The organism is Collimonas sp., from assembly GCF_039923675.1.
Lineage (GTDB): Bacteria > Pseudomonadota > Gammaproteobacteria > Burkholderiales > Burkholderiaceae_D > Collimonas.
Map to the genome: position 1 here is coordinate 22,678 of NZ_JBDTCG010000046.1, position 12,518 is coordinate 35,195.

Here is a 12,518-nt window from a genome sequence, read left to right on the forward strand (position 1 = left end):
TCTGATGGATGGGCTGTGGTGCATATAATGAATGATGTTCTTTTATTGCATAAAAGATACATTGTGGCAAGCACAATAAGCAGCCAACCCCAAAGAAAATCCCCCGCACATGGCGAGGGATTTCAAGGTTGGTCGGCGCTCCTACGTATAACTGCTGTTTTGCTGTTTATTGCGCTGATCAGATGTAGATGATCGCCAGTACAGCGCCGATAATCAAACCGAACTTGATGCACATGTACAGCGGCTTGCTGAATTTCTTCAGGCGCCGGCGGTATTGGCCAGCGGCCCAGACAAAACGGAACAGCTTGTTGATGCCGCCGGTCTCATCGCCGGTTTCATTCGGCGAAGCCGCAGCGCTCATCATGTGGCGTCCCAGCCAGCGGTTGATCGCTTGCGCCCAGCGGTAGCGCATAGGCCGTTCGATGTCGCAGAAAATGATGATGCGGTTACTGTCGCAGCCGTTTTGCGCCCAGTGGATATAGGTTTCGTCGAACACCACGCCCTGGCCGTCGCGCCAGCTGTAGCGCTGCTGGTTGACTTCGATGAAGCAGCGGTCGTCGTTAGGCGTCACCAGGCCCAGGTGATAGCGCAGCGATCCGGCAAACGGATCGCGATGCGGATTGAGCGTGCCGCCCGGCGCCAGCTCGGCGAACATTGCCGCCTTGACGCTAGGCGTGCGGCGTAGCAGGGCGACGGTCTTCGGGCAGAACTGTTCAGCCGACGGGTGGCTGGCGTCATACCATTTCAGGTAAAAACGCTTCCAGCCGGCCTTGAAGAAGGAATTGAAGCCGGCGTCGTCGTTCTTTTCCGCCGCGCGGATTTTTTCCAGGCCGATCAGGCCTTGCGCTTCATCGCGGATGGTTTCCCAGTTGTCTTCCAGGATCTTGAGGTCGGCGAAAGTGCTGGTCGGCAGATAAGGCGTGTTGGTCGGCACCTTCGAGAACAGGTACATGAAGATGTTGAGCGGCGCCATGATCGACGAATGGTCGAACAGTTGCCGGAAAAACGGCAGGCGCGCCTTGCCGCGAAAGTGGACGTACAACACTGACAAAAGAAAAATACTGACTACTGCCCATTTCATAAAAATGTGCTCCGTTACAAATAAGCCGCCATTTTATCTCTTTTGCGTCTGTTGTCTGTTATCTCGCCCCGATTGTTAATCTGATCTATTGCACAAGAGAATCTTCAAGCGCAATCCCGCAGTCATTGCCGCTGTGAATATTTCAGTGATAAAATTGCGGCTCCTTAGGGGAGTAGCCGCCTTCGAGTCTCTCGAAGAGCGCATGTCAACATACTTGGCGCTGTACCACATTTACGCCATGGCATGCGCGACCGCACGGTTTGGCAAGACCTATGGTGCTTCCCTTTACCCGGCCGGGCGAAGGCGTCGCGCCATTCGTCAGTGCCCGGCCCTCAGGAAGTCCCCATGCTTATCTACCGCCACTGGCAGCGCCAACGTGCCGCCATAGCCAGTTTTACCAAATTTCCCCCCGTTTTATCTGCATTGTTCCCGATGGGAGCACGCGCATGATGCTCGCCTTCGCTCTGCTGCTCGGCTCGGCCGTCGTCATTTATCTGTCGTGTGAATATTTCGTCAACAGTATCGAATGGGTCGGACGCCGGCTGGGGATCGCACAGAGTGCGGTAGGCACGGTGTTGGCCGCGTTCGGTACCGCGTTGCCGGAAAGCGTGGTGACCTTTGTCGCGGTGGTGTTCGGACGCGATGCGGCGCACCGTGAAATCGGCGTCGGCGCGGCGCTGGGCGGGCCGCTGGTGCTGGCCACCATCGCCTATGCGGTGGTGGGCCTGATGTTCATCCTGAACCGTAAAAAGCTCGGCAATATCCTGCTGTCAGCCAGCGCCGCAGCGCGCCTGAGCCGGGATCAAGCCTGGTTCATCGGGATATTCGTGATCAAGGTCGGGCTGGGGCTGGTGGCGTTCGCCATCAAACCGTGGCTGGGCGTGTTTTTCCTGCTGGCCTACGGTATCTACATCTGGGGCGAAATGCGCAAGGAAGAAGATGCCGACGCCGAGATCCATGACCTGGAGCCGTTGAAATTCCGGCCGCACGATCCGCAGCCGGTACTGGGCTGGGCCTTGCTGCAGACGCTGGTGGCGCTGGTGGTGATTTTCCTGAGCTCGCAGTTGTTCGTGCATCAGCTCGGTGAAATTTCGCCCTGGCTGGGTATCTCGCCGCAATTGACGGCGCTACTGCTGAGCCCGATTGCTACCGAGTTGCCGGAAATCCTGAATGCCGTGATCTGGGTCAGGCAGGGCAAGCAAACCCTGGCCCTGAGCAATATCAGCGGCGCGATGATGATCCAGGCCACGATTCCGACAGCGCTGGTGCTGATTTTTACGCCATGGATGCTGAGCCCGGCGTTGATCTGGGCAGCCGCGGTGACGATGATCTCGATGTTCGGACTGTATGCTTTGCTGCGCAAGGGCATGCTGAGCGGTCGTATCTTGGCGTTGTTCGGTTTGCTCTATGTGGTGTTCGCCGCTGGCCTTGGGTGGATCGGCGTGCATTGAACGTAGTCAGGCGCGCGCACCCAAGGCGATCACCGCCGCGCCAGACAGCGCCAGTCCGGCTCCCAGCAGATCGGTCCACCTGGGTGTAACGCCATCGACGCTCCATAGCCAGAAGATTGCAGTGGCGATGTAGACCGCGCCATAGGCGGCATACACCCGGCCGCTGGCGGCCGGGTGCAAAGTCAGCAGCCAGACAAAAGCCAACAAGCTGGCAGCCGCCGGCAATAACAGCCAGACGGAGCCTTTGCCGTTCAGCCACAGCATCGGCAAGTAGCAGCCCAGTAGTTCGGCGATAGCGGTCAGCAGGAACAGGGCAAAGGTTTTTGTCATTTCAGATAGGACTGTGTTTGGTTGAAAAAACTGTGGTGCATGCAGCGATGGCAGAAAAAAATATAATCCGGTCTCGTAACGTTTCATTCCGGTGTCAGGACGACCTGATGCCGCCGCTTATTGTATTTCAACCGGGGACGACCCCATCTTTTTTGGAGGTCGCATGGCTTGGATTATTCTCTTTCTTGCCGGTATAGCCGAAGTCATCTGGGCCGTCGGCCTGAAATATTCCGAAGGTTTCAGCCGTCTCTGGCCGTCTGTGATAACAGTGCTTGGCATGGCCATCAGCATCTGGCTGCTGGCGATCGCCATGCGCACGCTGCCGCTCGGTACGGCTTACGCGATATGGACCGGGATCGGCGCAGTGGGCTCGTTCATTGCCGGTATCGTGCTGATGGGCGAGGTGGCGAGCGTGGCGCGCATCGCCAGCGTCAGCCTGATTGTGCTGGGCTTGATTGGCTTGAAACTATCGGCCTGAAACTATCGACCGCAAGCTGAGCGCGAGATCTACGCCGCAGCGTTGATTTTCGTTGCCGAAGTGGCCGCACTGGTGGCAAACCCGGCGTGGCTCTTCAGCGCCTGGTAACGCAGGCAGGTAACCCGCAGGAACGATGCAAAATTGCTGGCCTCGCCCAGGTGCGTGGTCACTTCATCGTGCAGCTTGGCGATCAGCTGGTTGGTGGTCAGGTCGTTATCCGCCGCCAGTTCCGCCAGGGTTTGCCAGAACAGGTTTTCCAGCTTGATGGTGGTGATGACGCCCATGATGCGTACCGAACGGGCGCGCGATTCATACAGTATGGGGTCGGCTTGCGCGTAGATCTGGCACATCGGATACCTCGCTGGTTGGATACGGCCGGCTTGCTTGCCGACCGTGTGGTATTACATCATAGTTGCTGTATTACAGTTCGACACTTACAGTTCGATGCGTGTCCCCAGCGCCGCCAGGAACAAGGCCAGCCACGCCGGATGGGCCGGCCATGCCGGCGCCGTCACCAGGTTGCCGTCGCGGTGCGCGGCGGTGACGTCGATTTCAGCGAATTTGCCGCCAGCCAGTTTGACTTCCGGTGCGCAGGCAGGGTAGGCGGAACAGGTTTTACCTTCCAGTACGCCCGCAGCCGCCAGCAGTTGCGGGCCATGGCACACCGCTGCGATCGGTTTGTCAGCGGCATGGAATTGCTGGACGATTTCGATCACGCGCGGATTCAGGCGCAGGTATTCCGGCGCGCGGCCGCCGGGAATCAGCAGGGCATCGTAACGGCTGACGTCGACATCGCTGAATGCCGCGTTCAAGGTGAAGTTGTGGCCGGGCTTTTCGCTATAGGTCTGGTCGCCTTCAAAGTCGTGGATGGCGGTGCGGATCCGGGCGCCGGCCGCCTTGTCGGGGCATACCACGTCAACCTTGTGGCCGACCATTTGCAGCGCCTGGAACGGCACCATCAATTCATAGTCTTCAACGTAATCGCCGGCGAGAATAAGGATTTTCTTTGCACTCATGATGATCTTTCAGTGAAGTTGCTGCAGGGGCAGGGGAGGCAGATATCGGACTCAGAGTATGGAACAGCGAACTTGAGCCAGGTAATAGCAGGCTATTACCTGCGCAACTTTCGATGCTGCGCTGCGCAAAATGTGGCGCAATCGGATTGATGCCGAAAAGCACGTGTTTGACGAATGCGATGCAGCAATGCGAGAGCTGAATTAAACTGTCGCCATTAACCGCTTTTCCTCGTCCCTACGGCGCAGAAAGCCGGCAAGTGAACAATTTCTAGAAAAAAGGTAAAGCAGATGGCCTCAACAGATTCATTACCAGCGGCAGCGGCGCCAGTGTTATCCGAACGTCCTAGCAGAGCCGAAGCCGAGTCGGCGATCCGCACCTTGCTGCGCTGGGCCGGCGACGATCCTGACCGCGAAGGCTTGCTGGATACGCCGGCGCGCGTGGCGCGTGCCTACGAAGAATTCTTTGCCGGCTACAGCAAGGATCCGGTGGAAATCCTCTCGACCACGTTTTCCGAAGTCGAAGGCTACGACGAGATGGTGGTGCTGACCGACATCCGTTTTGAAAGCCATTGCGAGCACCACATGGCGCCAATCATCGGCAAGGCCCATGTGGCCTACCTGCCGGACCGCAGGGTGGTGGGCATCTCGAAACTGGCGCGCCTGGTCGACATCTTCGCCAAGCGCTTGCAGATCCAGGAGAAAATGACGGTGCAGATCGCCGATACCTTGCAGCAGGTGTTGCTGCCGAAGGGCGTGGCGGTAGTGATCGAAGCATCGCACGGCTGCATGACCACGCGTGGGATTCACAAGCCAGGCACCAGCCTGGTCACCAGCCGCATGCTGGGCGCGTTCCGCGACGATCCATCGACGCGGCGCGAATTCATGAGCATCATCAGCCAGAAGCGCAACGGCTGACCGGCCGGCAAACGACATAAAGAAGCGCAGCTGACAAGCTGCGCTTTTTTGTGCCTCAAGCACGGATAGCGTCAAATCAACGATCCGGCATCTTTCTCTTCATGCCCGGTCACCCGGGCTTGCATCGCGCGCGCCACAACGCTGCGCGACAGATACCAGTACAGCGCGATCACAGCAGTCGAGAACAGCGCAAATCCCATCATCCCCGCATACAGGTAAAACACCTTGTACAGCTCGATGCCGACGCCGTACAGCGTCATGTTGATCATGCCCATGGTGGCGGCCACTGTCGCCTTGGAGACGTTACTTTCAGTCAGCGTGAAACGGATCATGACCGCGGCCGACAAGCCTTCGCCAAAAGCAATCACGCTGATCGCCGCCACCAGGAAATACGGCGTGCTCAGGAAAGCCGCACCCAGCAGCATGATGGCAATCCCCGCTGCGATCGGATACAGCGCCAGCTTGATCGAGCTGCCCAGGCGCCAGCGGTCGACCTGCCGTGCCAGCACCAGGTTGCCGGCGATCAAGCAGGCAAACACCGGGATTTGCCAATAGCCGTATTCCACCACGCTCAGATGAAAGTCGGCCACCAGAATCTCCGGCGACATGGCGATCCAGCCGATCAGCGGAATCGCCAGCAACGGCATGCACATGCTGGCTTTCAGGAAGTGACGGTTGCCCATTACTTCGCGGTAGTCATGCCAGATCTGCATCAGCGGCAATTTCTCTTTACGCGGCTTGACGGTTTCCGGCATGTGCTTGGCCAGGCCGATGAGGGAAATGGTGGCGATTGCGGCGATGAATACAAACACCATGCGCCAAGGCAGGATTTCAATCATGAAAGCGCCGGCAACCGGGCCTATCAGCGGCGCGATCAAGGCGACGTTGGCCATCAGCGCCGTCACCCGGATCGCGGCTTTTTCTTCAAAGGCTTCCTGCACCACGGCGTAGCCGACCGAAGAGATAAAGCACAAGCCGATGCCTTGCAGCACGCGCAAGACAATGAAGCTTTCAATGCTGCGGGAGAACAGCGTCGCCAGGCAAGCCAGGATAAAAAAGACGGTGCCGCCCAACATCACCGGACGCCGGCCGATGCGGTCCGACAGAGGTCCGAACAGCCATTGGAATATGGCGCCGCCGGCCAGGAAAGCGGTCATGGCAGATGCCATCCAGGCGGCGCTGGCGCCGAATTCCCGGGTTACCGTCAGCATGCCCGGCTGGATCATGTCATTGGCGATGTAGACCGAAAACTCGAACAAGACCAGAGCCAGCGGGAACATCAGGGTATTGCGGGTAAGCGTAGAAATTTTCTGCATTTTTTGTTAACCGGATAAATATGGATACGGGGTATATCTGTGAGGCAAGCGAGAACGTATTGCGCAAAGCCGCGGCGGCCGGCTTGCTAAAAAGGGAGTACCGATGAAACGACGACGGCATGGCGTACGAAGTATCAGTGGATGAGGTTGTCGGGCGAATTTGCCTGAAGAAATTATTTGACCGGTATTTCCCAGTCAGAGCCTGTGCTGAATTCCTCGACCAGAAAATCGAGCATGGCGCGCAGGATGGCGGGCATTTGGCGGCGCGAAGCGTAGACGCCGTAAATACACATTTCGCGCGGGTGATATTCACCGAGCAGCGCGCGTAGTTTACCACTTTGCAGCAATCCTGAGGCGGCATGCACCGGCTGCAGCGCGATTCCGGCGCCGCACACCGCCGCTTCCAGCAGCACCGACGATTCGTTGGCGCTCATGTTGCCGCCCACCGGCACCGCTACCGGTGCGCCGTCTTTCTCGAATTCCCACAGGCTTTTGCCGAAGTAGGAGTAGGTCAGGCAGTTATGCAAGGCCAGGTCTTCCGCGGCTTTCGGCGTGCCGTGTTCCTTCAGGTAGGCCGGTGAAGCCACCACCACCGAACGGCACACCGCCAGCTTGCGCGCGATCAGGTTGGGATCCAGCGCATTGGTGATGCGGATCGCCAGGTCGACCCGTTCTTCGACCAGGTTGACGGTGCGGTCCACCATCAGCATATCCACGGCGGTGCCGGGATAGCGCTTGAGGAATTTTGTCAGCAGCGGCGCCAGGTAGGTTTGCCCGAGCGACATGCTGCAGGTCAGGCGCAGCGTGCCGCGCGGCGTATTCTCGGGCGCGGCTGCGGAGGATCGGATATCGCCGGCCATTTCCAGCATCTGCCGGCAGCGCGGCAAGGTGTCGCCGCCGGCCGAGGTCAGGCTCAGCTTGCGCGTGGTGCGGTGTAGCAGCCGCGCGCCTACCCATTCCTCCAATTCGGCCAGGTAGCGTGACACCATGGCGCGCGACATGTCCAGCTTGTCGGCGGCGGCGGTCAGGCTGCCCTGGTCGGCAACCTCGACAAAGACCTGCATTGCGATCAGTCTATCCATGGCTTTCTCACTGTATTTGCTCGACGTATTAGCGCGATTTTTGCAACTAACTATGCACTAATATGGGGTTTTTTGCATCGTTTTCAGCAACTATGATGATGGTTCTTTCACTTCACTCTGGAGATAGCAATGTTGAAACGCACTTTTATCCGTTCGCTGCTGGCCACTACCGCTGGCTTGATGATTGCCGGTTCCGCTGCAGCCGCAGCGCCGCAGCCCCTCAAACTGGAAGTCTACAATCCGGGCGCCAACGGCATTTTCCCGGTATCTTCCGAGCTGATTACCGGCAGCACCGACGCCATCGTCATCGATGCCCAGTTCGACCGCGCCAGCGCCGAGCAATTGCTGAAGAAAGTACAAGACAGCGGCAAGAAGCTCACCACCATCTATATCAGCCACGGTGATCCTGATTACTACTTCGGCCTCGAAGTATTGAAGGCAGCGTATCCAGACGCCAAGATACTGGCGCCGGCGCCGGTGGTTGCGCACATCAAGGCCACCATGGAAGGCAAGCTGGCGTTCTGGGGACCGAAGCTGGGCGTCAACGCGCCCAAGCAACTGATCGTGCCGGAGCCGCTGGAAGGTAACACGCTGACCCTGGAAGGCCGCAAGCTGGAAGTCATCGGCCTTGATGGCGCCAGCCCGGATCGTACTTTTGTCTGGATTCCATCACTGAAAGCCGTGGTTGGCGGCGTGCTGGTGGTCGGCAACGAGCATGTCTGGACCGCGGATACCCAGACCCTGGCGTCGCGCCAGCAATGGATCAGGATGCTCGACAAAATCGTTGCCTTGCACCCGAAAGTCGTGGTGCCTGGTCATTTCAGCGCCGGCGCACCGCAAAACATCGAGTCGGTGCGTTTCACCAAGGACTACCTGAAGACGTATGAAGCGGAAACCGCCAAGGCCAAAGATTCCGCGGCGCTGATCGATGCGATGAAAAAACACTATCCGAACCTGGAAGGCGTCTCTTCGCTGGAACTGGGCGCCAAGGTCAGTAAAGGTGAAATGAAATGGTAGAGAAACGGTTGGGTAGCGACAATTGCGACGATGCCTCATGTCTGCTTCCCGGCGTCGCCGCGAGCGCAGATGCTGTAGTAGCGCCAACGGCAGCTAGCGGCAGCCTGCTGCACTACATCTACGATCCGCTCTGCGGCTGGTGCTACGGCGCTGCGCCGTTGCTGAAGGCGGCGCGGGAAGTCGACGGCCTTGTCATCGTGATGCATGGCGGCGGCATGATGACTGGCAGTAACCGCAGGCAGGTCAGCGCGCAATTACGCAACTATGTGATGCCGCACGACCATCGGATAGCTGCAATGACCGGGCAGGTTTTTGGCGACGGCTACTTTAACGGCCTGTTGCTGGATACCACCGCGATATTCGACTCCGAGCCCCCGATTACCGCGGTCCTGGCGGCCGAGGCGCTCGCCGGGCGCGGGCTGGATATGCTGGCGCGGATCCAGACTGCGCACTATGTGCAAGGCTTGCGGGTGTCGGATGTAGCGGTGTTGCATAGCCTGGCGCTTGAGATGGGCCTCGATGCAGCAGCGTTTGACAGCGAGTTTGCGGCGCTGGGCGGCGCAGCCACCGCAGCCCATATCGCAGACAGCCGGGCGTTGTTGAGCCAGGTCGGCGGCCAGGGGTTTCCTACTTTCGTGTTGCAGCGCGGCGGAAAAACGGAAATGCTGGATATCGGGCATTTCCTTGGACAGGCTGCGGCCTGGAAAGCGGCTTTGACAAGTTGATCGCAACGGCCATGTATTTGTTGTCGTGACAGGCCAATTCATCAGGCCAGATAGTGAAAAGAAATCGGTGTAATTTTCGGCAGTTGTGCTGCCGGAATTACGCCGATTTTTCATTATAAAAAAGAGCGTCAAAATGTTGTCAAGTAATTTCAAAAATAACATCTAATTGTCAAATTGTAGCTATTTATTGATAATTACTTGCTATTTTTCGCTAAAGATGACGATCTTGCATGCTGTAGTTTTGCAACATCTGCTCATTTTTTTAGCATTTAATGCCATCCTTGTATTGTATCGGCGCTGCGCCGACGGTATCGTGCAAGCACTTTTTGATCAAGTAATCTGGCGTAAAACACTGGAAGTACGGTTGTTTTGATACTGTGTTTGCCGCAAGTTAATACCCTGAATAAATCCATGAATCGCAAACACACAAGCCGCTTTCCTTTGTCGATGGTTTCCATCGCTGTCATGACCATGCTCTCCGCCTGTGGCGGCGGTGGCGGTGGTTCCAGCAATCCCGGCGACGCCCAGCAACCGGTGTCGACCACGCCAAGTCCGACAACCGCTGCGCCGGCGGCGGCTACGCCGACCCTTAACGTCAGCGATCCGAGCAGCGCCAACGCGGCCCATGCACGCGGCATCACCGGCGCCGGCGTTACGGTGGCGGTGGTCGATACCGATTTCAACGTCTCGGATTCTGAGTTCGGCGGCCGCCTGACCAAGACCGTGTATAGCAGCGGCGGCGCCGGTAATCCGCATGGCAGCGAAGTGGCGGAAGCCTTGGGCGGCAGCACTTATGGCGTGGCGCCAGGGGTCAGCATGCTGGGCGCGGCGGTCGGCACCGGCGGCGATAACGTCTCTTTCACCAGTCCGGTGTATCAGGATCTGTTCAACAAGGGTGCGCGCATCTTCAACCAGTCGAATGCCTTCGGTTCGATCGCCGCGCCGGCCGGCAACGGTCCGACCTTCTACAATATCTATCAACCGTTCGTAGCGCAGGGCAGCTTGTTCATCTGGGCCGCCGGCAACGATGGCAGCGCCCATCCCAGCCTGACCGCCGGTTTGCCGGCTCTTTATCCGGATCTGCAAAAAGGCTGGCTGGCGGTGGTAGCGGTAAATGCCGCCGGCGGCGCGCAAGGCTATAGCAGCAGCGATACCACGCCGGGCGTGATTTCCAGTTACTCGAACCGTTGCGGCGAAGCCGCCAACTGGTGCCTGGCGGCGCCCGGCGATTTCATCTCGGCGACTTCCGGCGGCCGTGTCTACGGCACCTCGTTTGCGACACCGGCAGTAACCGGTGCGGCGGCTCTGGTTCAGCAATCTTTCCCTTGGATGAGCGCCGACCAGATTCGTCAAACCATCTTGTCGACCGCCACCAGCATGGGCGATACCGCTACCTACGGCTGGGGTTTGCTGAACGCCAGCAAGGCAGCCAGCGGGCCGGCCTTGTTCGATACCCGGCTCACGCTGGGCGGCAACTTCACGGCCAAGTTTGATTCTGTCAGCTCCACCTTCGGCAACGATATCAGCGGCAACGCCGGCTTGCTGAAGGACGGCAGCGGCACGTTGACCCTGGCCGGCAATAACACCTACAGCGGCGCCACTGAAATTCTGAAAGGCACGCTCAACGTCACCGGTGCGGTCGCTACTGCGGTCACGATCGACGCCGCCGGCATCTTGTCTGGCGACGGCGGCCGTATCGGCGGCAGCGTGTTCAACTACGGCCGTCTCAGCAATACCGGCAATGGCATGACGATCAACGGCAATTACACGGCGACCGCTAGTTCGGTGCTGGCCAACCAGTTCAATTCGACCTTGACTGTCGGCGGCAACGCGGCGCTCGGCAACTCTCATCTGGTGGCGACGACACCGGCCGGCAGCAGCGATCCGTCCGGCTACGTGGCGCAGCAAGTCGGCGTCAAAGGCAAGGTGCTGACTGCCGCTAATGGCGTCACCGGCGTGTTCCAGGATGTCTCGTTCGAACACGACGGCACCGCTTTCAATCCGGGTACTTTCCTCAGCGCGACCTTGGGCTATACGGCGAACGAGGTCGATCTGACCATTGCCCGTAACAATGTGCAGGCCGTGGCGGCCCAAGCCTTTGCCGCAGATCCGACCCGCAACAACAGTGCGGCCAACGTCGAGCAAGGGATGAAGGCCGCTGACGCCATGGTCGCCAGCGGTAACACCGGCGGCAACAACGCCGCCTTCCTGAGCGGCGCCGCAGCGTTGCAAGCGACCCCGAATATTGCCGCCGCCGGCCAGGTGCTGGATAGCTTGTCAGGCCAGATCTACGCTTCTTCGCAAGCATTGACTTTCCAGCAATCGCAAGCGATCAATCGCGATTTGTCGAATCGTTTGTCGCTGCTGAGCAGTCCGATTTCAAGCGACGCCAAGGCCGGATTGTGGGCCAGCGTGATTGGCGCCACCGGCAAGCTGGGCCAATCCGGCTATGCTTCTGCCGATACATCAACCTGGGGCGGCCAGTTCGGGTTCGATACGCATTTGAATGACAAGGTGATCGTCGGCGCCGCATTGTCCTACTCGGAAAGCAAGGCCAGTTTCGACCGCTTTGGCGGCGCCTCTGACAGCCAGAACACCAGCCTGTCCTTGTACGGCCGCTATGCGCTGACCAATGACGGCGTGTATGTTTCCGGCCGCGCCGGTATCGCCAGCATCACCAGCAAAATCAACCGCACTGCGATCCTCGGCAGTGAAACCGACAGTCTTTCCGCCAGCCACACCGACAACATGATGTCGGCCTATGCCGAAACCGGTTATGTGCGCCAGCTGTCGCCGACATCGACGCTGACGCCGTTTGCCGGTATCAGCTACGACCGTCTTAAACGTGGCGGCTTCACTGAGGCAGGCAGCGCCTTCGGCCTGACAGCCGGCAGCAGTACTTACCAGCAGACAGCGAGCGTGCTGGGTTTGCGCGGCGATACGAAGCTGGACTGGTTCGGCGGCCATAGCAACCTGCAAGCTTACGGCGCCTGGCAGCATGGCTTCAACAGCGGCAACCTGGATTTCAACGCCGCCTTCGTGGGCGCGCCGGCAGCCGGCTTCACCGTGCAGGGCATCGGCTTGCCGCGCAACAGCGGCTGGGCCGG

Annotated in this window: 12 protein-coding genes and 1 riboswitch; of the genes, 6 read left to right on the forward strand and 6 right to left on the reverse strand. The window is 58.9% G+C overall.

From position 1 onward, the window contains the following. Nucleotides 1–178: 178 nt before the first annotated feature. Entirely contained in the window at nucleotides 179–1,081 is a 903-nt protein-coding gene (gene lpxO / locus ABI171_RS09025) for a lipid A hydroxylase LpxO (RefSeq protein WP_348092235.1), read from the reverse strand. A gap of 162 nt (nucleotides 1,082–1,243) precedes the next feature. Then, nucleotides 1,244–1,414: riboswitch (yybP-ykoY riboswitch) on the forward strand. Nucleotides 1,415–1,527: 113 nt separating this feature from the next. On the opposite strand from lpxO, the gene ABI171_RS09030 reads away from it, so the two are divergent. Beyond that, a complete protein-coding gene (locus ABI171_RS09030; protein WP_348092236.1) occupies nucleotides 1,528–2,532 on the forward strand; it encodes a sodium:calcium antiporter in 1,005 nt (334 codons plus the stop codon). Between the two features lie 6 nt (nucleotides 2,533–2,538). Here ABI171_RS09030 and ABI171_RS09035 read toward each other — a convergent pair whose 3' ends face one another. Beyond that, on the reverse strand, nucleotides 2,539–2,862 hold the full coding sequence (locus ABI171_RS09035; protein WP_348092237.1) for a YnfA family protein: 324 nt from the start codon (nucleotides 2,860–2,862) through the stop codon (nucleotides 2,539–2,541). Nucleotides 2,863–3,025: 163 nt separating this feature from the next. Here ABI171_RS09035 and sugE point away from each other — a divergent pair, with 163 nt between their 5' ends. Continuing rightward, nucleotides 3,026–3,340, forward strand: a complete 315-nt coding sequence (sugE, locus tag ABI171_RS09040; protein ID WP_348092238.1) for a quaternary ammonium compound efflux SMR transporter SugE — start codon at nucleotides 3,026–3,028, stop codon at nucleotides 3,338–3,340. Nucleotides 3,341–3,369: 29 nt separating this feature from the next. Here the strand turns inward: sugE and ABI171_RS09045 are convergent, their stop codons facing one another. Further along, nucleotides 3,370–3,690, reverse strand: coding sequence for a ribbon-helix-helix domain-containing protein (locus ABI171_RS09045; protein WP_348092239.1), 321 nt, complete (start codon nucleotides 3,688–3,690; stop codon nucleotides 3,370–3,372). Between the two features lie 84 nt (nucleotides 3,691–3,774). Then, entirely contained in the window at nucleotides 3,775–4,356 is a 582-nt protein-coding gene (locus ABI171_RS09050) for a DJ-1/PfpI family protein (protein ID WP_348092240.1), read from the reverse strand. A gap of 288 nt (nucleotides 4,357–4,644) precedes the next feature. On the opposite strand from ABI171_RS09050, the gene folE reads away from it, so the two are divergent. Beyond that, nucleotides 4,645–5,271, forward strand: a complete 627-nt coding sequence (gene folE, locus ABI171_RS09055; RefSeq protein ID WP_348092241.1) for a GTP cyclohydrolase I FolE — start codon at nucleotides 4,645–4,647, stop codon at nucleotides 5,269–5,271. Between the two features lie 71 nt (nucleotides 5,272–5,342). Here the strand turns inward: folE and ABI171_RS09060 are convergent, their stop codons facing one another. Then, nucleotides 5,343–6,587, reverse strand: coding sequence for an MFS transporter (locus ABI171_RS09060; protein WP_348092242.1), 1,245 nt, complete (start codon nucleotides 6,585–6,587; stop codon nucleotides 5,343–5,345). Between the two features lie 173 nt (nucleotides 6,588–6,760). Further along, complete coding sequence (locus ABI171_RS09065; protein WP_348092243.1) at nucleotides 6,761–7,669, reverse strand: LysR family transcriptional regulator; 909 nt, start codon at nucleotides 7,667–7,669, stop codon at nucleotides 6,761–6,763. A 129-nt stretch (nucleotides 7,670–7,798) separates the two neighbouring features. Here ABI171_RS09065 and ABI171_RS09070 point away from each other — a divergent pair, with 129 nt between their 5' ends. The 3 genes from ABI171_RS09070 to ABI171_RS09080 form a co-directional block, all read left to right on the forward strand. Continuing rightward, nucleotides 7,799–8,686 carry an MBL fold metallo-hydrolase gene (locus ABI171_RS09070; RefSeq protein WP_348092244.1) on the forward strand — a complete coding sequence of 296 codons (888 nt, stop codon included), beginning with the start codon at nucleotides 7,799–7,801 and terminating at the stop codon, nucleotides 8,684–8,686. Then, the gene (locus tag ABI171_RS09075; RefSeq protein ID WP_348092245.1) at nucleotides 8,680–9,411 is read left to right on the forward strand and encodes a DsbA family protein; all 732 of its coding nucleotides are present in this window, start codon (nucleotides 8,680–8,682) and stop codon (nucleotides 9,409–9,411) included. Before ABI171_RS09070 ends, ABI171_RS09075 begins: the two co-directional genes overlap by 7 nt. A gap of 411 nt (nucleotides 9,412–9,822) precedes the next feature. After that, the coding region (locus tag ABI171_RS09080) for an autotransporter domain-containing protein (RefSeq protein ID WP_348092246.1) at nucleotides 9,823–12,518 on the forward strand (2,696 nt) is incomplete at its 3' end.

What these genes read in the sequence shown, in the direction of transcription:
- lpxO (WP_348092235.1), bottom strand. Translation starts at nt 1,081, where the DNA reads ATGAAATGGGCAGTAGTCAGTATTTTTCTTTTGTCAGTGTTGTACGTC.
- ABI171_RS09030 (WP_348092236.1), top strand. Translation starts at nt 1,528, where the DNA reads ATGATGCTCGCCTTCGCTCTGCTGCTCGGCTCGGCCGTCGTCATTTAT.
- ABI171_RS09035 (WP_348092237.1), bottom strand. Translation starts at nt 2,862, where the DNA reads ATGACAAAAACCTTTGCCCTGTTCCTGCTGACCGCTATCGCCGAACTA.
- sugE (WP_348092238.1), top strand. Translation starts at nt 3,026, where the DNA reads ATGGCTTGGATTATTCTCTTTCTTGCCGGTATAGCCGAAGTCATCTGG.
- ABI171_RS09045 (WP_348092239.1), bottom strand. Translation starts at nt 3,690, where the DNA reads ATGTGCCAGATCTACGCGCAAGCCGACCCCATACTGTATGAATCGCGC.
- ABI171_RS09050 (WP_348092240.1), bottom strand. Translation starts at nt 4,356, where the DNA reads ATGAGTGCAAAGAAAATCCTTATTCTCGCCGGCGATTACGTTGAAGAC.
- folE (WP_348092241.1), top strand. Translation starts at nt 4,645, where the DNA reads ATGGCCTCAACAGATTCATTACCAGCGGCAGCGGCGCCAGTGTTATCC.
- ABI171_RS09060 (WP_348092242.1), bottom strand. Translation starts at nt 6,587, where the DNA reads ATGCAGAAAATTTCTACGCTTACCCGCAATACCCTGATGTTCCCGCTG.
- ABI171_RS09065 (WP_348092243.1), bottom strand. Translation starts at nt 7,669, where the DNA reads ATGGATAGACTGATCGCAATGCAGGTCTTTGTCGAGGTTGCCGACCAG.
- ABI171_RS09070 (WP_348092244.1), top strand. Translation starts at nt 7,799, where the DNA reads ATGTTGAAACGCACTTTTATCCGTTCGCTGCTGGCCACTACCGCTGGC.
- ABI171_RS09075 (WP_348092245.1), top strand. Translation starts at nt 8,680, where the DNA reads ATGGTAGAGAAACGGTTGGGTAGCGACAATTGCGACGATGCCTCATGT.